The sequence below is a fragment of the Synechococcus sp. H70.1 genome (assembly GCF_047502705.1).
Classification (GTDB): Bacteria; Cyanobacteriota; Cyanobacteriia; order Thermostichales; family Thermostichaceae; genus Thermostichus.
The window spans coordinates 3,467-27,155 of the sequence record NZ_JANSIV010000111.1 but is presented as its reverse complement, the minus strand read 5'-3'; the positions used below and the strand labels follow the sequence as shown (position 1 = coordinate 27,155).

Annotated in this window: 18 protein-coding genes; 6 read left to right on the top strand and 12 right to left on the bottom strand. The window is 59.5% G+C overall.

What is annotated here, in order from left to right:
- Nucleotides 1-130: 130 nt before the first annotated feature.
- Nucleotides 131-2,239 carry a DEAD/DEAH box helicase gene (locus NW827_RS07990; protein ID WP_414404270.1) on the top strand — a complete coding sequence of 703 codons (2,109 nt, stop codon included), beginning with the start codon at nt 131-133 and terminating at the stop codon, nt 2,237-2,239.
- Nucleotides 2,240-2,431: 192 nt separating this feature from the next.
- Here the strand turns inward: NW827_RS07990 and pxcA are convergent, their stop codons facing one another.
- The 5 genes from pxcA to NW827_RS07965 form a co-directional block, all read right to left on the bottom strand.
- Entirely contained in the window at nt 2,432-3,766 is a 1,335-nt protein-coding gene (pxcA, locus tag NW827_RS07985) for a proton extrusion protein PcxA (RefSeq protein WP_414503540.1), read from the bottom strand.
- An 87-nt stretch (nt 3,767-3,853) separates the two neighbouring features.
- The gene (locus tag NW827_RS07980) at nt 3,854-5,266 is read right to left on the bottom strand and encodes a glycosyltransferase (protein ID WP_414404268.1); all 1,413 of its coding nucleotides are present in this window, start codon (nt 5,264-5,266) and stop codon (nt 3,854-3,856) included.
- An 83-nt stretch (nt 5,267-5,349) separates the two neighbouring features.
- Nucleotides 5,350-5,466: a photosystem II reaction center X protein gene (locus NW827_RS07975; RefSeq protein WP_414361544.1), complete on the bottom strand. Its 117-nt coding sequence runs from the start codon at nt 5,464-5,466 to the stop codon at nt 5,350-5,352.
- Between the two features lie 79 nt (nt 5,467-5,545).
- Nucleotides 5,546-5,902, bottom strand: a complete 357-nt coding sequence (locus NW827_RS07970) for a ferredoxin-thioredoxin reductase catalytic domain-containing protein (protein WP_414361546.1) — start codon at nt 5,900-5,902, stop codon at nt 5,546-5,548.
- A gap of 171 nt (nt 5,903-6,073) precedes the next feature.
- A complete protein-coding gene (locus NW827_RS07965) occupies nt 6,074-6,478 on the bottom strand; it encodes a universal stress protein (protein WP_414361547.1) in 405 nt (134 codons plus the stop codon).
- A 242-nt stretch (nt 6,479-6,720) separates the two neighbouring features.
- Between NW827_RS07965 and eno the strand changes: the two genes are divergently transcribed.
- Nucleotides 6,721-8,019, top strand: coding sequence for a phosphopyruvate hydratase (gene eno / locus NW827_RS07960; protein ID WP_414503539.1), 1,299 nt, complete (start codon nt 6,721-6,723; stop codon nt 8,017-8,019).
- Here eno and NW827_RS07955 read toward each other — a convergent pair.
- The gene (locus NW827_RS07955) at nt 8,016-10,067 is read right to left on the bottom strand and encodes a prolyl oligopeptidase family serine peptidase (RefSeq protein ID WP_414503538.1); all 2,052 of its coding nucleotides are present in this window, start codon (nt 10,065-10,067) and stop codon (nt 8,016-8,018) included. The genes eno and NW827_RS07955 overlap by 4 nt on opposite strands.
- 107 nt (nt 10,068-10,174) lie before the next feature.
- Between NW827_RS07955 and treZ the strand changes: the two genes are divergently transcribed.
- Nucleotides 10,175-12,025 carry a malto-oligosyltrehalose trehalohydrolase gene (treZ, locus tag NW827_RS07950; protein ID WP_414404265.1) on the top strand — a complete coding sequence of 617 codons (1,851 nt, stop codon included), beginning with the start codon at nt 10,175-10,177 and terminating at the stop codon, nt 12,023-12,025.
- On the opposite strand, the gene NW827_RS07945 is transcribed toward treZ, so the two are convergent.
- Together NW827_RS07945 and NW827_RS07940 are read right to left on the bottom strand one after the other, a co-directional pair.
- A complete protein-coding gene (locus NW827_RS07945; protein WP_414404264.1) occupies nt 12,013-13,527 on the bottom strand; it encodes an FAD-binding oxidoreductase in 1,515 nt (504 codons plus the stop codon). The genes treZ and NW827_RS07945 overlap by 13 nt on opposite strands.
- A 16-nt stretch (nt 13,528-13,543) precedes the next feature.
- On the bottom strand, nt 13,544-14,872 hold the full coding sequence (locus NW827_RS07940) for a four-carbon acid sugar kinase family protein (RefSeq protein ID WP_414404263.1): 1,329 nt from the start codon (nt 14,870-14,872) through the stop codon (nt 13,544-13,546).
- A 248-nt stretch (nt 14,873-15,120) separates the two neighbouring features.
- Here NW827_RS07940 and phoU point away from each other — a divergent pair, with 248 nt between their 5' ends.
- The 3 genes from phoU to clpB all read left to right on the top strand — a co-directional run bounded on the left by phoU (nt 15,121) and on the right by clpB (nt 20,935).
- Complete coding sequence (phoU, locus tag NW827_RS07935; protein WP_414404262.1) at nt 15,121-15,762, top strand: phosphate signaling complex protein PhoU; 642 nt, start codon at nt 15,121-15,123, stop codon at nt 15,760-15,762.
- Between the two features lie 134 nt (nt 15,763-15,896).
- Nucleotides 15,897-18,101 carry a ribonuclease R family protein gene (locus NW827_RS07930; protein ID WP_414503537.1) on the top strand — a complete coding sequence of 735 codons (2,205 nt, stop codon included), beginning with the start codon at nt 15,897-15,899 and terminating at the stop codon, nt 18,099-18,101.
- A gap of 191 nt (nt 18,102-18,292) precedes the next feature.
- Entirely contained in the window at nt 18,293-20,935 is a 2,643-nt protein-coding gene (gene clpB, locus NW827_RS07925) for an ATP-dependent chaperone ClpB (protein ID WP_414361560.1), read from the top strand.
- Nucleotides 20,936-20,940: 5 nt separating this feature from the next.
- Here the strand turns inward: clpB and NW827_RS07920 are convergent, their stop codons facing one another.
- The 4 genes from NW827_RS07920 to NW827_RS07905 all read right to left on the bottom strand — a co-directional run bounded on the left by NW827_RS07920 (nt 20,941) and on the right by NW827_RS07905 (nt 23,661).
- Nucleotides 20,941-21,342 carry a SaoD/DsrE family protein gene (locus NW827_RS07920; RefSeq protein WP_414361562.1) on the bottom strand — a complete coding sequence of 134 codons (402 nt, stop codon included), beginning with the start codon at nt 21,340-21,342 and terminating at the stop codon, nt 20,941-20,943.
- 231 nt (nt 21,343-21,573) lie between these two features.
- Complete coding sequence (nth, locus tag NW827_RS07915) at nt 21,574-22,242, bottom strand: endonuclease III (protein ID WP_414361564.1); 669 nt, start codon at nt 22,240-22,242, stop codon at nt 21,574-21,576.
- 6 nt (nt 22,243-22,248) lie between these two features.
- Nucleotides 22,249-23,349, bottom strand: a complete 1,101-nt coding sequence (rseP, locus tag NW827_RS07910) for an RIP metalloprotease RseP (protein WP_414361566.1) — start codon at nt 23,347-23,349, stop codon at nt 22,249-22,251.
- A 69-nt stretch (nt 23,350-23,418) separates the two neighbouring features.
- Nucleotides 23,419-23,661 carry a NifU family protein gene (locus NW827_RS07905; protein ID WP_414361568.1) on the bottom strand — a complete coding sequence of 81 codons (243 nt, stop codon included), beginning with the start codon at nt 23,659-23,661 and terminating at the stop codon, nt 23,419-23,421.
- Nucleotides 23,662-23,689 lie beyond the last annotated feature (28 nt).

The following is a 23,689-nucleotide window of genomic DNA, read 5'->3' as shown; positions in this document are numbered from 1 at the left end:
GGTGCTATCCATCCCCACCGTATAGACGGTGGGGAATTCCGCACCTTACGTTAAGGGCCCTGGATCCTTCCCCAAGAGCTCAGGTTTCCTGTTGTACACTGGGTTCAAGTTGGAAAATGAGGGATCCCCCATGCACTTTCAACCCGACGGCGCTCTGGATGACAGCTTGCCAGGAATAGCTGCGGAGGCGGCGGTTTGGAATGCGCTGCGGCAAGCCCTGGCCTCTGATCCCGGCTACCTCCTCCATCAGTTCAGCATTTATGACCCTCAGGGCCGCCCCAAGGCCAAGCCCGACATTCTCTTGATTCATTTTGAACTGGGCTTTTGGATTTTCGAGTGTAAGGGCTGCAACCTTTACAATATCGAGGCCATCGACGGCAGCGAGTGGCGCATGCGCGAGTGGCACAGGGAAACCGAAACCCCTCTGGCGCAGGCCGATAATCAAATGTTTCAGATTAAGAATTGGCTGCAGCAAAATCTGGAAACTCGGCCTCTCCAAGCGCGCGTTGCCTGGCAATATCGGCTGGCTTTGCCTCGCATTCGGCGCCAAGAATGGCAGGAGCGCTTCGGGGATCCCCCTTTTACCGGCGCGCTACTTTTTGCTGACGATTTGGAAAACCCAGAGCAGTTGCGGCAAACTCTGTATGCGGCCAAGCAGGTCAATGGCGCTCCTCTCAACGCCACAGAATGGGAAGTGATCCTCAGAACGTTGGGGATAAAGCTGGGGGATCCCGGCGAAGACCCCGTATATGACTACGATCCGCAGGCGGTGATCCGGCGCGTCCAAGAAGGGATCTTCAAACTCGATGAAGACCAACGCAAAATTGCCACCCAATATCCTGAGGGGCCGCAGCGGTTGCGGGGCCTGGCGGGGACGGGCAAAACCGTAGCCTTGACTCGCAGGGCAGCCAAGATCCACGCTGACCACCCGGATTGGGACATCGCCGTAGTTTTCTACACCCGCTCTCTCTATGAGCAAATTCGCAGGCAAATCTCAGAAGTCTGTCAGAGCAAGTTTGACATCGAGCCAAATTGGGAAAGGATTCAGGTGATGCATGCCTGGGGATCCAAAGATCAGCTTGGGTTTTATCGCTTGCTCGCCAAAGAATGTGGCTTGCTGCCCAAAAGCTTGGAGCGGGCAAGGGCAGAGTTAAGGGATAAAAATGACCATACAACGGAGCCTTTCGACTATGTCTGCCAAGAGTTAGAAAAAGAAGCCAAGGAGATCCCTCAACTTTTTGACGCCATCTTGATCGATGAAGGTCAAGATTTGCCGCCCGCCTTTTACCGTTTAGCCTATCGAACTTTACGGGATCCCAAGCGGCTCTACTGGGCCTACGACGAAGCCCAGGGCATTGGCTCGCTGACAGTGCCGGGGGCAGCCGAGCTATTCGGGCGGGACGAGACGGGCAAACCCAAAGTGCAGTTGGGAGGGCGAGCCATCGTACTGCGCCATTGCTACCGCACTCCAAACATCATCCTCATGGCTGCCCATGCCATCAACATGGGTCTTCTGCGTGGAGGCCAGCCTTTGCAGGGGGTTACTCAAAAAGACCAGTGGGAAAACTTGGGTTACGAAGTGGTAGAAGGTGATTTTCGTAAGCCCGGATCCCCAATTACCCTCACCCGCAAGGCTTGCCATCCCGTCGATCAAGAAAACTTTGATCCCAAGGTGGATCCCCAGTCGTTGCTGGTCTGGCGTACCTTTCCTTCTGAGGAAGAGGAGCAGAAGTGGATTGCCCGACAGATCGAGCGCGACCTGAAGCAGTGGAGTTTCCGGCCGGAAGATCTTCTAGTGACAAGTGTAGCCAGCTTCAGCGCGAACAAACCCTACTGGGAAAGCCTAAAGGCCAGGCTCAAACAAAGAGGAATTAGCGCCCTCATTGCTGGCGAAGATGCCGATCGGGATATTTTCCGCTTGCCGGGGCATGTCACTCTAGCGGGGATCTTCCGGGCCAAGGGCAACGAAGCTTGGAAAGTCTACGTCTGCCAGTTTCAAAACGCCACCGAGCCGGGGCTAAGTGTAGAGGAGCAACTGCGCCGGCGCAATCAAGCTTTTGTGGCTCTGACGCGCACCAAGATCTGGTGTGTGGTTACAGGGATCTCCCCCAAAGATCAATTGGCTCCCGCCTTCCAAGAGCTGCGGCAGGCCAAGGAGCAGTACCCCTACCTACGCTTCCCGGCTTTTAACAAGGGATCCCTGCGGCGGCTTCTGGATCTGGAGGCAGAGGGTGCCTGAGAAACTCACAAGCTATCGCTTAAGGTCGGCTCTGTCACTATCCCCTAGGTTGCAAAGGTAGCCAAGGTGGAGGTGGCGAGAGGCGAAGGCTTTGACAGCCATGGGCAATTGCTTAGCAAAGTTGCAGGAGCTTGTCGGTTGACGAGCTGGATGTAAGATAGGGGATCTCAGTTTGAGCGGAGCCCATCGAGTCTAGTCATTCATAGCGTGATAGGTAGCCACTGCTGATGGCGATACACGGTTTAAGTAGCGGAAGATCCAGTACTTAAAGAGCGTGTCTAGAAAGACTGGAAAGGTAGCGATAAAGCCGTAGATGAAATTGCGGTTTTCAGGCAAGCCCAGGTGCTCGGCCAAACTACTTAACAAGACTTCCCAACCATGGGGAGAGTGGTAGCCAACAAATACATCGGTGAAGAGAATAATGATAAAAGCCTTGGCACTATCGCTCAGGCCATAGATGAGACGATCTAGGAAGGACTTAAGAACCTCAATTTCCTCACGGCCAACAAAGACTAGCCAACCAAATACCGCCAGAGATAGCAGATCAGCCAAGATATTCTTTAGGCCTTCTGAATTCTTACGGCTGTATTTTTGTAATAGCTCCTCTGCTTTCATGGAAAGTCGATCCTTTAGCTCTAAGTCCATATCTTCTGGGGATTGGTGGTGTAAAGCCCGCTCAAACTCTATTTTTTCCCTGAAAAAATCAAACTCTGAAACAGCTCTTTCTTGAAATTCGTAGCTCAAGGCCAAGAGAGTAGGCTGCTGAGGCTGCAGCCGATCCACCAATGGCCCAAACAGAAATTGCTTCGAGAGAATCTGGACAAGCAGTGGCAAGATGGCCAGTAGTAACAAGAACCGAACTGCCACCAGTGTTTGCGTGCGTTGGCTGCGGTACTCCTGGACCAGCTCTTCTTCTGCCTGCGAACTTAACTCTCGGAGGATTTGCTTAGCTGTGGACAAAATGGAGCGAGGCAGGAGGGCCGTTTTAGAAGCAACTGGGACCCCGTCATCGGTCAGATTGGTCTGAGCGGGGTTAGTCTTGATGCTTTGAGTTGAAGAGATTGACTCAGCTTGCTCTTGAGGTTTAGGTTGGGTGACGCTGGGCTTGGGTGGAGTGGCAGGGCGCTTGTAGCGAGAGATTACCTGATCGATAAACTCTAGTTTCTCCAAAATTGAAGGATCTTGACTTTGCCGTCTATTTTCAGACTCTTTGCCCCTGTATTTTACTTCTGCAGGAAAGTGAGGGCTCCTGCCATCTGATTCGGGATCAGGCAGGCGGGAAAAGATACTACTGGCTCTAAATTCTGCTAGACTAAGGTTAATCTGACGCAGGTTCTGGCGCAGTTGGATTTGGAAGTAGTGGCTAGTAACTTGGCCGTGGCTGCCGTTGCTACCGATGGATCCCCCCTGAAAGTAGCGGTCTTCAATGGCTTTGATGCGGAGGGCAGCCTGATAAGCCCGATCAAGAGAGCGAAGGGGAGTATTCGAGATCCACTGGCCGAGGCTGCTCAATACGGATTCCCTCATTGGTGGTTTTTCTCAGGCTTAATCTAAGTCTATTAAATTGTATAGGCAGGGATCTTTGGATTGGAAACGCATCCAAAGGAGCAGCGTTCAGGATCCCTTGAAGTGCTTGAGGGCAAAGGCACAGATCTGCAGCAGCCGCAAGCCATCCCGCAGATGGTGGATATTGGAGCGGCCATAGGTTCTGGGGAAATAGCGCACCGGGATGTCCAGGATCTTAAGGGTGCGCTTGGCAGCCCCTAGCAACAGGTCAAAATCGCCGAAGGGATCGAAATTCCCCCACTCTTGCCGCAGCTTGGCAATCTGACAGTAGTCCTCCCGCCAGAGGGCCTTGGTGCCGCAGAGGGTATCTTTGATGCGGATGCCAAGGATGTAGGAAAGAAGAGCGGCAAAAAAGCGGTTGGCCCACTGGTTTAGGCGGGGCATTGCCTCCGGCTTTAGAGGGTAAATCAGCCGGCAGCCATTGGCAAAATCACAGCGCCCGGAGGCCACCGCCCGGAAAAACTTGGGGAGGTCTTCCGCTTGGACAGTTAAGTCGGCATCGAGAATGATTACCACATCGCCGCTGGCTGCAGCAAACGCCTGGCGCACAGCATCTCCTTTGCCCTTCCCCTCCTGTTGCAGGGCGCGGAGGGTGCAGCTCCCCTGGTATTCGGCCTGAGTGCGCTGGATCTCGGCCCAAGTATCGTCGCTAGAGTGCCCCTCCACAAAAATAATCTCAGTGTGGGATCCCATCAGGGGCACCTGCTCCACGCAGCGGCGAATGTTGCCGGCTTCGTTGCGAGCTGGAATGATCACTGTGCAAGAGGGCTGTTCCGCAGGAGGCGGATCCCAGTTGGGATCCGGCTGGAGACGGGCAATGGTGTATTCCGTTAGGCAGAGGGCGTTGATCCCTGGCAAGGGGGCAATCAGGCGGTTAACCAGCGTTGAAAGCAGCGGGATCCGCCGCGGCAACAACAACCGCTTGCCCTGCTGGATAATCTCGTACCCCGCTAGGTGGAGCAAATTGGCTACATCTGCTGCCGAGAGCCAGTTGGCTGCCGGCAGGGGCCTGCGCTGCTTCAGAAGGGTTGCTAGGTTCAAAAGTGGCTCCCAAAGGGGATTGTGGTGGGAAAGAATGAGGCGAGTGCGCGGAGTGCAGAAACAGCGCAACTGCTCAAGAACCTGTTGAATATCCCTCAGGTAACTGAGAGTATTGACAAGCAAAATAGCGTCAAAAGGCTGGGCCAGGACGGGATCCCGCCTGTCCAACTTATGGAGGTCCTGCACGCGAAAGTGGAGGTGGGGAAATTGCTGCTGGGCCTGGGCAATGACCTCTACGTCTTGGTCGATCCCTACCCCGAAACTAGGCTGCAAAGCGTTGAGCAGCGCCCCCGTACCACAGCCAATCTCCAGAATACGGAGACCCGGAGGCAAGAAGAAGCGGTGCAGCCGCTCCAGATCCTCGTAGTAGTAGCGGTTCTTCTGTTGCCAGTAGTAGAGAGAGTAACTAGAGGCTGGCAATAGACTCCTTACCACCTCCGCTGCAGCAGTTTGCTGGCCGTCGAGTACGGGGATCAGCAGGGGGATAATCTTTGGCCAAGGCTTTAGCGGCGACGCACCCTATCTCTGTAGCTAACAATCACGATGGCGCCAAAGAGAAGACCCAGCACTACAGCACCGTATACCAAGCTCCAGAGGAAGCTAGCTAGTGAGGGAGTCATAGGAGAGTTTCCTCCGCGGGCAAACAGGCATTTCCAACTGCTTTTCGATTATACCCAGCTTTCTCCTAGCCATTACGGGCTAGGCTCGGTATTCTAGAGGGACCTCCTCTAGGGTTTGGCTGGTGCCGGCCAAGGGGTTGTCCGGAGTTAAAAAGAGCATACAGTGACATTCTTTCCGCTCCCGCATGGGTACGCAGGGACAGTTCCAATAGCCAGCCTTCACCTCTGCTTCTTTATCTTCGTAGAACCGGCAAGGACAGAGGGGAGCGCCTAGTTGCTCTTTGTGTAGAGCTAGGCCCTCAATTACTGCGGTTGTAATTGTTGGGTCAGAGCAGAAAAAGGTGCCGGTACGTCTAGCGTAGGTTTCTGCGAAATGCCGCATTAGATCGAAGGTTTTCTTCGAAGCCTTGTTGTAGCCACGACTTTGACTTTCCATAACAATTCCCAAGAGTGTAACCAGTTAGCTGCTGTCAGCCATTGGGTCTATCCTGCTCTTCGTTGTACAGCAGCCTTCTGGTCAATACAAACAAAAACGGCCCTACCGTTACACAAGGCAACATTTTGAGACAACTTCAACACATTCTCCAGAATAGAGAAGGCCGACTCTTCAGGGCACCACCAGCACAGGGCAGGGGGAGAGGTCGATGACGCGGTGGCTGACGGATTCGTTTTTCCGGCCTTCGGCTAGGGGATTGCCGCGGGATCCCATCACAATCAGGTTAATCTCTAGCTCGTCTGCCACGTCGCAGATGACAAAAGGAACCTTTCCCTCGCGATACTCGCTCTTGACATTTTGGATGCCAATCTGCTGGAGACCAGTCTCAGCCTGCTTGAGCAAGTTGTGGATACTTTGGCGGGCTTGCTCGACTTGCTCAGGGGTTAGTTCTGTAGTGTCTAGGACGGAGAGCAGATATACCTGGCTCTTGTAGCGCTGCGCTATGTCGGCCACCAGTGGCAGGGCGTGGCTGGTCTCCCGCGAGTTGTCGATGGGAAAGAGTACTTTTTCAAACATAACTACAGACCCCCCTTCCCCCTAGCTTCTCTCTGGGGCCGGAACACCTTACCTAATTCTACTTCCACTGGGGAGCTGGGTGGCCTCTTTCTTAGAGAGCCAGGCGGGATCCCTGACGCTCCACCAGCCTGGGCCGAGTCAGCCGTTAAAGTTTTCCGGAAGCCAAAGGGATCCGGGGGCGAAAATCCACTACTCTATTGGCGATCTGACCTTGGCCAGAGCTGTCTAATTGAGGTGCAACTGTGGAAACGGCCATCGAGTGGATTACCGCCCATGAGATCCTCGACTCACGGGGGCAACCGACCTTAGAGGCGTTGGTGGGCTTAGCCAATGGGGCCACCGGCCTGGCCCAGGTGCCCAGTGGCGCTTCGACCGGCACTTTTGAGGCCCACGAGCTGCGGGACGGGGATCCCAAGCGCTACGGCGGCAGGGGTGTGCTGAGGGCGGTGGAAAACATTCTTGGCCCCATCCAGTCGGAGCTACAGGGAGAAGATGCCCTCAACCAGGCCCGCATCGACCAGTTGATGATTGATCTGGATGGCACCCCCAACAAGTCGCAACTGGGAGCCAACGCCATCTTGGCGGTCTCTTTGGCCACGGCTAAGGCGGCTGCTAGTGCAGTGGGTCTGCCCTTGTACAGGTACCTGGGTGGACCCTTTGCCAACCTGCTGCCGGTACCCCTGATGAATGTGCTCAATGGCGGTGCCCACGCCGATAACAACCTCGATATCCAAGAGTTCATGCTGGTGCCTATCGGGGCACCCAGCTTTCGCGAGGCGCTGCGCTATGGGGCGGAGGTGTTTGCAGCGCTCAAACAACTGCTGCGGCAGAAGGGGCTGTCCACGGGGGTGGGGGACGAAGGCGGGTTTGCCCCCGATCTCCCCTCCAACGTAGCGGCTTTGGATCTGTTGATGACGGCTATTGAACGGGCGGGCTACAAGCCGGGGGAAGACATTGCCTTGGCCTTGGACGTGGCCGCCAACGAGCTGCTGCAGGATGGACAGTACCACTTTGAGGGCAAAGCCCGCAGCGCTGAGCAGATGGTGGACTACTACGAACAACTACTGGCCAACTACCCCATCGTCTCTCTAGAGGATGGGCTGGCGGAGGAAGATTGGGCCGGCTGGCAGGCCATGACCGCTCGGCTGGGATCGCGGGTGCAACTGGTGGGGGACGACCTGTTTGTAACCAACCCAGCCCGGCTGCAGAAAGGCATCGACAGCGGCGCCGCCAACGCCATTTTGATCAAGCTCAACCAGATTGGCACGCTGACGGAGACCGTCTCAACCGTGCAACTGGCCGTTCAGGCCGGCTTTCGCACCATCATCAGCCACCGCTCCGGCGAAACAGAAGACACCACCATCGCCGACCTGGCGGTGGCTACCCGCGCCGGCCAGATCAAGACCGGATCCCTCTGCCGCAGCGAGCGCATTGCCAAGTACAACCAACTGCTCCGCATCGAAGACGAGCTGGGGGAAGCAGCCGTTTATGCCGGTCGGGTGGGCTTGGGGCCTAGGGCTGTGCCGGCGCAGCATCGCTAGTCTGTCTGGATTCCCAGCACCTGCACCAAAAAGGCCCAGCGGTCGGCGGTCTCTTCAATGAGCTTGCTGGTGGGCTTGCCAGCCCCATGGCCGGCTTTGGTGTCGATGCGAATGAGGATGGGCTGGGATCCCCCCTGGGCCGCCTGCAGGGCAGCAGCAAACTTAAAGCTGTGGGCCGGCACCACCCGGTCGTCGTGATCCGCGGTGGTGATCAGGGTGGCGGGATAGGCGGTGCCGGGTTTGAGGTTGTGCAGGGGGGAATAGGCGTAGAGGGCCTTGAATTCCTCGGGGTTGTCCGGGGATCCGTACTCCGAGACCCAGGCCCAGCCAATGGTGAACTTATGAAAGCGCAGCATGTCGAACACCCCCACAGCGGGCAGGGCTGCGGCAAAGAGATCCGGCCTCTGGGTCAGGCAGGCCCCCACCAAGAGGCCGCCGTTGCTGCCGCCGGCGATGGCCAACTTGGAGGGATTGGTGTAGCCATGGGCGATTAGCCACTCAGCCGCGGCAATGAAGTCGTCAAAGACCTTTTGCTTGTTGAGCTTGGTGCCCGCCTGGTGCCAGGCTTCCCCATATTCGCCGCCGCCGCGCAAATTGGGCTGGGCGTAAACCCCTCCCATCTCCAACCAGGCCACCAGGCCCACCGAGAAGCTGGGGGTTAGAGAGATGCCGAAGCCGCCGTAGCCGTACAGCAGGGTGGGGTGATCCCCTGTCCGCGCTAGGCCGCGGCGGTGGACAAGGAACATGGGAATGCGGGTGCCGTCTTTGCTGGCGTAGAACACCTGCTGCACCTCATAGGCGTGGGGATCGAAATCCACCTGGGGCTGGCGAAAGAGGGTGCTCCTGCCAGTGGTGAAGTCGTAGCGGTAGATGGTGGGCGGGGTGGTGAAGCTGGTGAAGGTGTAGAAGGTCTCAGTGTCGTAGCGCTTGCCAGCAAAGCCGCTGGCGGATCCCAGCCCTGGCAGGGGGATTTCCCCCAGGTAGGTGCCGTCTAGGGCAAAGGTCTTGATCTGGGTGTGGGCGTCTTTGAGGTAGAAGGCAACAAATTGATTGTGGATGAGGCTAACCCCTTGCAGGGTCTCCTCAGCCTCAGGGATCACCTCTTGCAGGTGCCCTGGGTTGTCGAGATCAAGGGCCACCAGTCGCCGCCGCGGAGCCTGGAAGTCCGTCAGCAGCCAAAAGCGGGAGCCGTCGTTGCCAACAAAGCTGTACTCGGCCTGGAACTCGCAAATGAGCTCCACCACCGGCGAGTTGGGATCCCGTAGGTCTTTGTAGAAGAGGAGGTTTTTGGGATCCGTGCCCCGCCAGACGGAGATGATGAGGTAGTTGCCATCTTCGGTAACCCCGCCAGCAAAGCCCCACTCTTTTTGGTCGGGGCGGTGATAGATCAAGACATCTTCCGACTGGGGGGTGCCGAGGCGGTGGTAGTAGAGCTTTTGGAAGTAGTTGGTACTTTCGTACTCGCTGCCGGGGGGTGGCTCGTCGTAGCGGCTGTAGAAAAATCCCTGCCCATCCCGTGTCCAGCTGGCCCCAGAGAACTTAATCCAGCACAGGTGATCCGGCAGGTCTTCTCCAGTTTCGATGTCCCGCACCTTCCACTCCTGCCAGTCGGAGCCGGAGCGGGAGAGGCCATAGGCTAGGTAGCGCCCGTCGCGGCTGATGGCAATGCCTGAGAGGGCTACAGTGCCGTCTTCCGAAAACGTGTTGGGATCCAGCAAAACCCGGGCTTCGCCCTCCAGGCTCTCTTGCGTATAGAGAACGCTCTGGTTTTGCAGGCCGTCGTTTTTGAAGTAGAAGTAGCGGCCGCCCTCTTTGAAGGGCTGGCTGTATTTTTCGTAGTCCCAAAGTTGCCTCAGGCGCTGCAGGAGCCGCTGTCGCGCCGGGATGCGTTGCAAGTAGTCAAAAGTTAGCCGGTTTTGCGCCTCGATCCAGGCCCGCGTCTGCTCAGAATCCAGATCTTCCAGCCAGCGATAGGGATCCGGCACCGGCTGCCCATGGTAGACATCGACAACGGTGGGATCCGGATGGCTAGGCGGGTAGTGAAGCATAGGGACGGAGCAACAAAGGGTTAATTCCACTATGGCAGAGAAGCCCAAGACCTTGACCTGGCAGGCCTAGGGGGCAAGCCCCGCTATAGTAGAAGCCAAGTTATAGAATGGGTTCCGTGCTTTCCCCTCCAGTTAGACGGATTGGCGCCTATCCCTGTGGCCAGGGCCACTACCGCTTCTCGGTGTGGGCGCCCTTGGTCGAACACGTGGAGCTCAAAATCATCAGCCCTGTCCAACAGGTCATCCCTCTGGCCCAAGATGAGCAGGGCTACTGGCAGGGTGAAGTGGAGGGGATCCCGCCGGGGCCAGTGGACTACCTCTACCGCCTACACACCTCAGGGGGGGTGGTGGAGCGGCCGGATCCGGCTTCCCGCTGCCAGCCCTACGGCGTCCATGGCCCTTCGCGGGTGGTGGATCCCCACTTCGACTGGCAGGATCAAGCCTGGAAGGGGATCCCGCTCTCCCAGTGGATCCTCTACGAGCTGCATGTAGGCACCTTTACCCCGGAGGGCACCTTTGCCGCCCTGATCCCCCGCCTGCCGCAACTGGTGGAGCTGGGGGTCAACGTGCTGGAGCTCATGCCGGTGGCCCAGTTTCCGGGGGAGCGCAACTGGGGCTATGACGGCGTCTACCCCTATGCCGTGCAGGTTAGCTATGGAGGAGCAGCGGGCCTGAAGGCGCTGGTCAATGCCTGCCACCAGCAGGGCTTGGCTGTCATTTTGGATGTGGTCTACAACCACCTGGGGCCGGAGGGGAACTACCTGCGGGACTTTGGCCCCTACTTTACCGACAAGTACCGCACCCCTTGGGGGGAGGCCCTCAACTTCGACGACCGCTATTCCGACGGCGTGCGGGAGTTTTTCCTGCAAAATGCCGAATACTGGCTAGAGGAGTTTCACCTAGACGGCCTGCGGCTGGACGCCGTGCATGCCATCTACGACTTCAGCGCCCACCCCTTTTTGCAGGAATTGGCAGAGCGGGTGGAGGCCCTGGAGGCGCGCACGGGCTGGCCCAGGGTTCTGGTAGCCGAAAGCGACCTCAACGACGTCCGCCTCATTACCCCCCGCGAGCAAGGGGGCTACGGCCTAGATGCCCAGTGGTGCGACGATTTCCATCACTCAGTTCACACCCTGCTTACTGGAGAAAAGACAGGCTACTACCAGGACTTTGGCCAATTGGAGCACCTGGCCAAGTCCTACCGCGAGAGCTACGTCTATTCCGGCCAGTACTCCCGCTACCGGGCCCGCCGCCACGGCAATTCCGCTCTCGCTAGGCCAGGCTCCCAGTTTGTAATCTGCATCCAAAACCACGACCAGGTGGGCAATCGCCGGCTGGGGGAACGCCTCAGCCAGCTCACCTCCTTCGCTGGCCTGAAGTTGGCCGCCGCTGCTCTGCTGCTGGCTCCCATGCTGCCACTGCTGTTTATGGGGGAAGAGTATGGGGAGGTGGCCCCGTTTCTCTACTTCATTAGCCACGGGGATCCCGACCTGGTGGAAGCGGTGCGCCAGGGACGCCGCCGCGAGTTCAGCGCCTTTGCCTGGCAGGGGGAGGTACCGGACCCGCAAGCGGAAGAGACCTTCCTGCGCTCGAAGCTCAACTGGGAACTGGCCACTGCTGGCCACCACCAGGTCTTGCGGCGGTGGTACCAAACCCTCATTCGCCTGCGCAAGACCCTGCCGCCGCTGCAAAACCTGGAGCGGAGTTCGGTGGGGGTGGAGCTGTTTGCTCCAAGCGGCCTGGCCCTGCACCGCCACCAGAGATCCCAAGCCGTTCTGGCCCTGTTTAACTTCAGCTCCGACCAAGCAGCCACCTACGCTCCATGGCCCAGCGGCCGGTGGGAGAAGCTTCTAGATAGCGGCGACGCCAAGTGGCTGGGCCAGGGATCCTCCCTGCCGGCAAAAAACCAAGGGGATCCCGTTGAGGTGCCGCCCTATGGGGTGGTGGTCTACAGCCAGTAATCCCGACCGCAGCCGTAGCGCCAGGCCTCGCGCCGCCGGTTCCAGAAGTAGTCTTGCGGGGCCCCCTCCAGGCGGTCGGCTAGCCTTTGCAGGAGCTCGTAGAGGCCAAGGGTGGCAAAGTGGCCCGCCCAGGCCACCAGCTCCGGCAGCCCTAGCCGGGGCAAAAGCGCGGCCACCAGGGCTGGATCTTGCCTCATCACCCCCCACAGTGCCTGGGCCAAGCCGCCAAACTGCACCACATCCTGCAAAAAGGGCCGCACCACCTGGGGGCCGGCGGCAACCATGGCTGCAAACACTCTGCTCAACAGGCGGTTAATGCTGTTGGGATCCCAGTTTTTCTCTCCCAAGGGAGGGATCATCGCCTTTTGAAAAAGCCAGGTTACCGCCACATTGGGCTGGTAGGGCTGCAGCAGGGCCAGGGCCGCCTGCTCCAACTGCCGCTGCACCAGCGCCTCGTGGATCCCCTGCTGCAGGCGATCCAGATGGCGCAACATTGCCCCAAAGCCGCCAAAGCTCAAAGGCGACTGGCTGCCGCTGCTGTCTCCTACCGCCAAAAGGCGATCCCAGGGCAGTTGTAGTGGGCTGCGGCGGTAGGCGGGGAAGACGCCACACAGCTTGCGCACCCAGCGGATCTGGGCCAGCTCGGCCCCCTGGTAGGCAGGGAGCAGCCGGCAGTAGTCCTGCCAGAGCTTCTCCAAACTGGGTCGGCGGGGATCCCGGTCGCAGTAGGTAAAGAGATAGGTGGTGCGGCCATCGCGGGCGGGGAAAGCCTCCCAAAAGGGCTGGTAGCCCTCCTGGGCGGGGGTAAAGCTGTAGAACAGATCCCCAGTGGGTTGCTCCGGCAGCCCCTGGGCGCAGGATCCCACCACCAGACAGACACTGTCCGGCGGCTGCCCTTGGCGGGCCTGGGCCGCAATGGGGGAGCGGTGCCCCATGGCATCCAGCAGCAGTTGGGCGCTGAGCTGGCCGGTGGTGGTCTGGATGCGGATCCCATCGGGGTGGACCGTGGCGCCTAGAAACCCGGTCTGCTCCCACACTTGGCCCCCCCAGGCCAGGAAATGCTGCTTGAGGAACTCCAGCAAGCTGACCGGATCCACGCCTACGTTCAGTACCCCTTCCACCCACCAGGTAGGGCCCTCCCCAAAGCCGATGCGGCCGCGGGGGTAGTGGGTCACCTGCACTGCCTCCCACTCGGCCGGCGTCAGCAGCTCCAGCTCCAGCAGCACCTGCAGCTCCTGCCGGGAGGTGTTCCACTCCTGCTCTCGCCCCCGCAGGCTCCCCCGCTCGATGAGGATCACCCGCCAGCCCCGCTTGGCCAAAGCTGCCCCCAGGAGAATCCCCAGGGTGCCGCCGGCAATCACCACATCGGCATCCCGGCTGCCCAGGCGCTCAGAACAGCGGTGCACCACCGCCGGAGGCAACACCGTTGGCCCCTGCCGCAGGGATCCCCACCAGGCCTCCAAGGCAGGCAGAGCTTCAGGGGGGGAGATGAGTTCAGCCATGGTGATTTCCTCCAGGCTAGACCAGCCCGCGGCTGTGGAGGCGACGGTGGATTAAAACCAACGTATCCGCCTCGCCCACGTTGCCCGGAAACAGCACCACCGGCAGGTTGGGAAAGCGGGGGTGATCCGCCGGCGTGAGCACCATGGAGATCCCTGGGTAGATCTGCCCCAGCAGCCGCACGGCCGGCAGATTGAGGCCGAGGCTGAGGGTGTCGTTGGAGGTGATGCCGCCCTTGCTGACGAGATAGCCAATCCCCTCCGGCAGCCCCTGCACAATGGCCACCAACAAACGAGAAACCCTCTCTCCAAAGGCCAGGCGAGCCTCTGGGGGGGCACCGTCGAACCTCACTTCTTCTCGGCTGGTGTAGACCACCGGCGTCAGGCCCTGCTCGTAGGCGCGCTGGACTTGGCTCAAGAGGGCCGGCAGCAGCTCCGCTTCGCGCCCCGGTTCCAACAGGCGCTTTACCTCCACCTCGATGCCCTGGATCCCTGGCTCCTGCAACAGGCGGGCCAACTGCTGGCTGGACTTTTGCACATGGGATCCCACGATCACCACCCCTGGCCGGTCGGAGCGGACAAACTGCCCCATCTGCTCTGGCGGAACCGGCTGCGGCGGCAACTGGGCTAGAGCCGTCAAGAGGCTAGCGGCACTGCGGAACAAAAAGCGCTTCCCCTGCTCCAGAGCCGCCCAAACGTCTTGGGCAAAACGGTCCAGATCCGCTTGAGTTTCTCCATCCACCACACAGCAGACATTCCCCTCTAGACCCAAAAGCTGCTCCAGACAGCCGGCGCGGATCTGCTCCAGCGTCAATCGCACCACCTGCTCAGCCCGGATCCGCCCCTGGGTTTTCTCCTGCACATAGTCGGGCAAATAGCTGTGGTGGTAGCCGAACACCGCATCGCGGGCAAACTCCGTTTCATGCACCGGCACCCAGCGGCCCTCCACCCGCAGGTAGTGGACGCTGTTGCGGGTGATGCGCCCTCCCTCAAAAAAAGCCGGCACCAGAAAATGGGCATCGAAAGGCCCCAGCTCCGCCGCCATGACATCGGTTTCCAAGGGGTAGTGCCCGCGCAGCGTCGAGTCGGAGCGGCTGACGAAGAGAGCCCCCTCCCACCCCAGCTCCCCCATGGCCTGCTTGAGGGCCCGGCAGACCGACCGCGTCACCTCGGCAGCCTTGGCCGGCGGCAGGGAGCGCGTGTTGGTGAGGATGAAGCGAATTGGCGAGCTATCCTGCAGCCCTAGCTTGAGCGTTTCCGCATCCCAGCGGGTCAGCAGCAGGCAACTGTGCATAGTCTGGGATCCGGTGGGATCATCATCCAGCACGACAATGGGGGGACGGGTCATCGGAGTCTCTCAGTCGAGAACAACAGCACAGCCCTCTGCCTCCAGACGGAGACAGCCTTGCAACCCCCCCACCCGCCTGCAACTTCTCTCCCAAGTTGGCTGCTCCCGCGATCCCTGCTCTGTTTTTTCTCTAACTTTTTCAATTTTTTTCCAGTCTAAAAGAATTTGCCATGATCGAGATCTAGGGGTGAAATCCACGGGCTTTGGGCGCTGCCAACGGCAGCAGCCCTCCTCTCCCATCTCCATCCATGGGGCAAGCTGAGCTGCAACTTCAGATCAAGCGGATCCAGCAGGACGTGCTGCGCATGGGGGCGCTGGCGGAAAAATCGCTGATCTTGGCCCAGCAGGCCCTGTTTGAACAGAACTTGGCCGCCGCTGAGCAGGCCATTGCCCAAGACAAGCAGATCGATCGCTTCTATCGCCAGATTGAGAAAGACTGTATTGACCTCATTGCCTTGCGCTCACCGGTGGCGCGGGATCTGCGCTGGATTAGCACCCTGATGCAACTGGTGCGGGACCTGGAGCGAATTGGCGACTACGCCAAAGACCTGGCCGAGGTGGCCCTGCGCCTAGCTCTCTACCCGCCGCCGCCGGAGCTAGGCCGCATTCGCGTCATGATGCAGCGCTGCCAGAAAATGCTCAGCCATAGCCTGGCGGCCCTGACGGAGTTGGATGCCGAGCTGGGCCGGCAACTGAAGCGGGAAGATGACGCCGTTGATGAAGACTACACCAACCTCTACAATACGTTGGCGCAGCAGTCTGACATCAGGGGATCGATCGAGCCTATCCTGTTGATGTTGCTGGCAATCCGCTACCTAGAGCGTCTGGCCGACCACTGCACCAATATTGGTCAGCGCGTGGCTTTTATCGTTACCGGCCATCGCGACTAACGCCGACGGGTTGGCTCTTGTGATGTCTTGCCTCCCTTTTGCTAATACCCCCGATGGACTTCTCGCGGATTTTTCATCATTTTCTCTCTCAACCTGCCGAGCAATGGACCGACAAGGATACGTTGCTGGCTCTCTTGCCGTCCTCTGATCCGGAAGCGCCGGAAATGCTCGAGATTGCCCTAGACGGCCTAGTGCGGGCGGGGTTTCTCGAACAGACAGGGGATCCGCCCCGCTATCGGCGTAAGCCGGATGAATCTTTGGTAGTAGGGCGCCTGCGCTGTTCCAGCAAGGGCTTTTGCTTTGCCGTTCGGGATGAGCCGGGGGCAGAGGATGTGTACATCCACGGCAGCAACCTCAGCGGCGCCTGGAACGGGGATCAGGTGGTGGTGCGGATCACCAAACCAGGCAATCGCCGCCGCAGCCCGGAGGGGGAGGTAGTAGCTGTGGTGGAACGGGCCAATCGCACGCTGGTGGGCCGCCTCAAGCAGACGGAGGAAGGTTTCCGGGTAGTGCCGCTAGATGATCGGCTGCTGTTCGAGCTGGCTCTAAGCGAGCCGCGCCCTTCCGCATCAGGGCTGGCAGAAGGTCAGGTGGCCTATGTGGAAGTGGAGCGCTACCCCCTGGGGGATTTGCCCCCCCTGGGCAGGGTTCGCAAGATCTTGGGCCATGGGCCGGAGGCCTCCATCGATGTAGATTTGGTCTGCTGCAAATACGACCTGCCGCAGGAGTTTCCTCCAGCCGTGCTAGAGGCGGCGGCAACTCTGCCCAAAAAGCTGAGCCGCTCCGACCAAAAGGGCCGTCGCGATCTGCGGGATTGGTTTTGCATCACCCTGGAGCCGCTAGACTTGCAGCACCCCCACGGCCTCGAGCCCAACGTGGCTGTTTCCTTGCAGCGGCAAGAAGAGGACAGTTGGCTGCTGGGGATCCACATTGCCGACGTGGCCTACTGGCTGGATCCGGATCACCCGCTGGAGCAGGAGGCCCAGCGGCGCACTGCCACCGTTTACCTGGATAGTGCGGTGCTGCCGCTTTTCCCGCCGGAAGTCCACAACCGCCTAGCTCTGTTACCGCACCAGGAGCGCTTGGCCTATTCGTTGCTGTTGACCCTCGACGCTGAGGGAGCGGTGCGGAGCTTCGAGATCCACCCCAGTCTGGTGCGAACGCGGGCTCACCTCTCCTACGGCCAGGTGCAGGCTCTCCTAGCCACCGCCGCGGATCTGGACCCCGATGAGAAAGTGCCAGAGTTGATGGTCCTGCTGCAGAACCTGCTCCGCCTCAGCCAAGTCCTGCGGGTTAGGCGCCACCAGGCAGGCGGGTTTGACCTGCCCCTGCTGGATTTGCTTACCCCCTACTCTGCTGATGAAAGCGGCTATGGGCCCCTGCTCATTAGCGATCGCCTGGGCGCCCACGCCCTCATGACGGAGGTGCTGCTGCTGGCCAACCAAACCCTGGGCCACCACCTGCGCCAATTGGGGATCCCTTCTTTAGCTCGCGTGCAGCCGCCCCCTACCGCCGAGGCCCTGCAAAACTTTTTGCGCCTGGCCAACGCCATGAAGCTGGATCTGCATTTGCAGGATCCGGAAGCCGTAAGCTTGGCTGATTGGCAGCGAATTTGTGTTCGCATTACCGCTCCTGACGTGCTGGCTTCGGGGAATAGTCCAGCCTTGGTGGCCCAGTTGTTATCAACTTTGCCCCCCGTCGAGTATCGCCTCCAGCCTCTGCAGGAACCCCTGGGGCACTTCGGCCTTGGCCTCCTAGAGCCCTATGCCACCTTTACCGCCCCCTTGCGCCGCTATGCTGACCTGCTCAACTTGCGGGCTCTGGATCTGGCCCTGCGCAAAGGGCGCAATCGGCGTAGCCCCCGCTCCAAAACCGTGGTGGATCTGCACGGCCCCAGCGGCTACGGCCACATCGACTGGCAGGTATTGCCGCCAAAAGTGCATGAGGAGTGGCAGGCCTTTCTCCAGGCGCAACTGCCCAAGATCCAGGCGGGGTATCAGCTCCATCAACAGGCAGAGCGGGAGCTGATGGGCTTGAAGCGGTGCGAGTTCCTGCAGAAACACCTGGGGGAGACCTTCCCCGGCCTGATTGTCAGCGTCCAGAACTACGGCTTTTTCGTGCTGGTGGACCCGATTTTGGCAGAAGGGCTGGTGCGGGTGAGCACGCTGAAAAACGATTGGTACGAATACCGAAAACAAGCCCTGGTGGGGCGAAAAACCCGACGCCAGTTCCGCCTGGGAGATCGGGTGGAGGTGCAGGTTAAGAACGTGGATTACTACCGCCAGCAAATTGACCTGGCGGTGATTGGTGAGGGCCGCCCCTCCGAAGAGGAGGAATAAGGCGGGGATCCACCCATCAATTGTGGGGGGAGAGGACGGTTGTTGCGAACTCTGGCGCTGGCAAAATAGGCGATACCTGGCTATAGGAGGCCAGGAGGGCTTCCTCAATTCGGCAGCAAGGGCTAAGGGCCTCTTGCCTGCCCTCTGTGTGGTCTTCCTGTACACTAAGAAAAAACTTCTGCCAAACCCCTATGCAGCCCACCAATCCCAACCAATTTACCGAGAAAGCCTGGAGCGCCCTTGTCCAATCCCAAGATGTAGCCCGGCGGCACCAGCAGCAGCAGCTGGAAACCGAGCACCTGCTGATTTCCCTCCTGGATCAGGAGGGCGGGCTTACCCAGACCATTTTGCAGCGGGCTGGCATCGATCCAAGGCTGGTGCGGGATAGAGTGGAAAGCTTTATCAACCAGCAGCCCAAGCTGGCGCGGGTGGATCAGCTCTACCTGGGCCGCGGCCTGGAGACTACGCTGGATCGGGCTGAAGAGTTTCGCAAAGAATACAAAGACGACTTCATTTCGGTAGAGCACTTGCTTTTGGGATCCCTGGACGACGAGCGGGTAGGCAAGCGGGTTCTAGCGCCCCTCGGCCTCACTGTAGAGCGCCTCAAGCCCGTCATCCAGCAGGTGCGGGGCAAGCAGCGGGTTACCGACAAAAACCCCGAGTCCCGCTACGAGGCCCTAGAGCGCTATGGCCGCGACCTCACCAAGGCTGCTCGTGAAGGGAAGCTGGATCCGGTGATTGGGCGGGACGACGAGATCCGCCGCGTCATTCAGGTGCTCTCCCGCCGCACCAAAAACAACCCCGTGCTCATCGGCGAGCCGGGTGTGGGGAAAACTGCCATTGTTGAGGGCCTGGCCCAGCGCATCAACCGGGGGGATGTGCCAGAGTCCCTGAAAAACCGGCGGGTCATTGCCTTGGACATGGGCGCCTTGATTGCCGGCGCCAAGTACCGCGGTGAGTTTGAAGACCGCCTCAAAGCCGTGCTCAAGGAGGTTACCGAATCAGAAGGGCAGATCATCCTCTTCATTGACGAGCTGCACACGGTTGTCGGGGCGGGAGCTGCCGAGGGGGCGATGGATGCTGGCAACCTGCTCAAGCCCATGCTGGCCCGGGGTGAATTGCGCTGCATTGGCGCCACCACCCTAGATGAGTACCGCAAACACATCGAAAAAGACGCCGCTCTCGAGCGCCGCTTCCAGCCGGTGTATGTGGATCAGCCCTCTGTGGAAGACACCATCTCCATCCTGCGCGGCCTCAAAGAGCGCTACGAGCTGCACCACGGGGTCAAGATCAGCGACTCGGCCTTGGTGGCGGCAGCCGTTCTCTCCAACCGCTACATCTCCGAGCGCTTCCTGCCCGACAAGGCCATCGACCTGGTGGATGAAGCGGCGGCCAAGCTCAAGATGGAGATTACCTCCAAGCCCGTTGAGCTGGACGAGATTGACCGGCGCATCATGCAACTGCAGATGGAGGAGCTCTCCCTCAAGAAGGAAGACGACCCCGCCTCCAAAGAGCGCCTGGGCAAAATTGAGCAGGAGCTGGCCAACCTGATGGAGCGGCAGCGGGAGCTGAGTGCCCGTTGGCAGATGGAAAAAGACGCCATCGAGCGGCTGCAAAGCCTCAAAGCTGAGCGGGATGCCGTCAAGCTGCAGATTGAACAGGCAGAACAAAAATATGACCTCAACCGCGCTGCCGAGCTCAAATACGGCAAGCTGATGGAGCTGGAGCGGCAGATCCAAGAGCAGGAGGCCCACCTGGCCAAGCTGCAGGCCAACGGCGAGCCCTTGTTGCGGGAGCAGGTGACGCCCGAAGACATTGCCGAGATCGTCTCCCGCTGGACCGGGATCCCGGTCACCAGCTTGATGGAGTCGGAAAAGCAAAAGCTGCTGCGCCTGGAAGCCCACTTGCACCAGCGGGTGGTGGGCCAGGACGAAGCGGTAGCCGCCGTAGCCGCTGCCATTCGGCGGGCCCGCGCTGGCCTTAAGGATCCCAATCGGCCCATTGGCTCCTTCCTGTTCATGGGGCCCACCGGCGTTGGCAAAACGGAACTTGCCCGCGCCTTGGCGGAGTTCCTCTTCGACACCTCCGAGGCGATGGTGCGCATCGACATGTCCGAGTACATGGAGAAGCACGCTGTCTCTCGCCTCATCGGCGCCCCGCCAGGCTATGTGGGCTACGAAGAAGGCGGGCAGCTCTCGGAAGCGGTGCGGCGGCGCCCCTACTCGGTAGTGCTCTTTGACGAGGTGGAGAAAGCCCACCCCGATGTCTTCAACATCCTGCTGCAGGTGCTGGACGATGGCCGCATCACCGACTCCCAGGGGCGGACGGTGGACTTCAAAAACACCATCATTATCATGACCAGCAACATTGGCAGCGAGCTGATTCTGGAAATCGGGGGCGATGAGAGCCGCTACGAGGAGATGAAAAGCCAGGTGCTGGCCATGCTGCGGCAGCACTTCCGGCCAGAGTTCCTCAACCGGGTGGATGAAATCATCATCTTCCATGCCCTCACCAAAGAGCAGATTCGCCAGATCGTCAGCCTGCAGATGCGGCGGGTAGAGCAGCTGCTGGCGGAGCAACAAATTGAGATTGTCCTCACCGAAGAGGCCAAGGACTACCTGGCCGAGCTGGGCTACGACCCCCTGTTTGGAGCTCGCCCGCTGAAGCGGGTGATCCAGCGGGAGATTGAAAACCCCCTCGCCACCAAGCTGCTGGAAAACGAGTTCCTGCCCGGCGACCGCATCCTGGTGGATGTGGCCAATGAGCGGCTGGTCTTCCGCAAGATTGGCTCTCAGCCCAGCCAAGAGCCGCCTGCTGCCGTAGCCGTCAGCTAAGTCGGTTAGAGGCTAATTACCTGGTCAGGTGGGTTGTCTTTTAAGGCCGCGTAGAGGTCGGGAAAGCAGCCCACCTGTACGCCTTTGACCACATTCTTGGGAACGCAATAGCCTGGCTCCTTGCGCCCCTGGCCCTTTGAGTCGCACCACTTGGGTTCCCCTTCCGCCAGGTTGCGCTCCAGGGCGCACATGTCACACATCATCAGCAAAATCTTTTGCGCTTCGGCAATCTTGGCCAGACGCTCGCCAATGGGATCCCCCTGCCGCAAGACAAAGCAGTTGTCGTCAAAAAAGAACATGCCCACCACTTCCGCGCCGTGTACCCCTGCTTCTAGCTGCGGCAGGATCATCTGGCCCAGCTTGTAGGTGCCGCCGCGAGGGGTGATGAAGACGTAAGCAACTTTCATACCTGTCTAAAGCTGCAATTATCACTGATTATCACTTTATCACTCAGGTAAACTCCCCACACTGAGGCCAGCCCAGAGAGCCCAGTAGCCTCCTGGTGCCCTGGGTTGACTCCCAACTCCAAGCGCCCATAGAGTCTGCCTCCCTCTGCCAGCTTCGCCTTAGAGGGCGCCCAACTGTTGAGTTGACGCTGCTCAGTCTCAGTCAGGGCTGCCTTTCCCCCAGGCTTGCCCTCAATCGGCAGCCGCTTTTGGCTGGAGGAGAGAGGCGCTAGGGCAGAGATCGGCCAGGAAGCACTGCTTGCAGAGAGGCTGGCGGGCGGTGCAGATGGCTCGTCCGTGGTCGATAAGGCGAAGTGACCAATTCTCCCAATCCCCCTGCGGCAACAACTGCATGAGATCCCGCTCAATACGCAGGGGATCCTCGTGCTTAGTAAGGCCAAGGCGGCGACTGAGGCGCTTGACGTGGGTATCGACCGTTACGCCAGCGTTGATGCCAAAGGCGTGGGCTAGGACCACGTTGGCCGTCTTGCGGGCCACTCCTGGCAAGGTCAGCAGCTCCGGCATAGTGCGGGGCACCTGGCCGCCAAAGTCTGTCAAGATCTTGCGACACGCCTCCTGGATGTGTTTGGCTTTGTTGCGGTAGAAGCCGGTGGGTCGGATTAGAGCCTCAATCTCCTCCCGCGGGGCGGTTGCCAGAGCCTGGGCATCGGGGAAGCGGCGGAACAGCTCGGGTGTTACCTGGTTAACCCGCTCGTCAGAGCACTGGGCTGACAAAATCGTGGCCACCAGCAGTTGCAGCGGCGTCTGGTAGTGGAGGGTGCACTTGGAGTTGGGGTAATGGCGCTTTAGGCGAAGCAAGATCTCCAAGGCCCTTTGGCGTAAAGCCCGCTTACCGCTCATTGGCAACTAGCCTGACCCGGTGACAATGGCAAGGGTATCTTTGAGGATCAGCACCACCCCTAGTCCCAGGAGAAGCACTAAGCCTGTCTGCATCACTCGTTCTTCAACCTCCTTGGGTAGCCGCTTGCCGCGGATGGCTTCCAAGAGCAAAAAGGCAAGGTGCCCTCCATCCAAGGCAGGCAGGGGCAACAGGTTAAGAACAGCTAAGTTGATGCTAATCAGGGCAGTGAAATTAAACAAACTGGCAAGGTCATCTCGCGCCAGATCGGCGCCAATCTTAACGATCCCCACTGGCCCCGATATCTGCGCGGCTGTGTTTTGGAAGTTCCGCAGAAGTTCCTGCAGGCCAGTGAGATTCATCATCACCAAGCGCTGGTAGGCGTTCCCAGCTTCGGTCAGGATCTCTCCCAGGTTTTGGGCTGGGCGCAGCCTCACCTCCTGATTGGGCGCTAGACTGACCCCAATGGCTACCCTTTCCCCCTGCCGCTCCGGGACTACTGTAATCTGCAGCGGCGCCTCTTCCCCTTTTCGTTGCACTTGTAGGGGAAGGGGCTGGTTTTCGCTACTGCGGATCAGCGTCTGAAAGTCGTTGAGAGCGGCCAAGGCCGAGGCTGCATCGGCAAGAGTGCTGTAGTCGCGGTCAGCTGCCCGCAGCACCACATCCTCTGCCTGCAGGCCCGCCCGCTCGGCTGGGCTGTCTGGGGTTACCTGAGTAATGAGAATGCCAGGCTGGATGCGCGTAACTGAGGGGATCCCCAGCAGAGCAAACATCAGCACCAGCACCAGGTAGGCAAAGGCCAAGTTGGCCAGTACCCCCGCACTCATCACCACCAGGCGATCCGCAACGGGGCGGTTTTTCAAGAGATCCGGGTCATCGGGCGGGTAAGGGGAGTGCTCGTCATCGTCAGGAAAGCCGACATAACCCCCCAAGGGCAGAGCACGAATGGCGTACTCGGTTTCTTTGCCCTGGTAGCGCCACAGCACAGGGCCAAACCCCAGCGAAAAGCGGTTGACGTGGATCCCTTGCAGTTTGGCTGCCAGAAAGTGCCCCGCCTCGTGCACCAGAATGAGCAGAGCCAGGATGGCAATGGAAAGGAGAACTGGCATGGGCTGGCAACGAGATAGGTGCCGTCTTAAGAGAGGGGAGTCAAGCCCAAGGTTTACTGGCAGGGATCCTCAGAACACCTGCTCCACCTCGAGGATGTCGGGAATGCTCTCCCGTAACTTGCGCTCAATGCCCATCTTCAGGGTCAGGGTGGAACTGGGGCAGGCGCCACAGGCCCCCTGCAGGCGCAGCTTCACCACTGGGCCATCGATCTCCACCAGCTCTACGTTGCCGCCATCAGCTTGCAGGTAGGGGCGTAGCTCGTTGAGGACTTTTTCCACATTTTCGGCAGTCAGTTCTAAGGTTTGGGCCATGGTTCCTTTTACCTTGCTTGGTGACGTT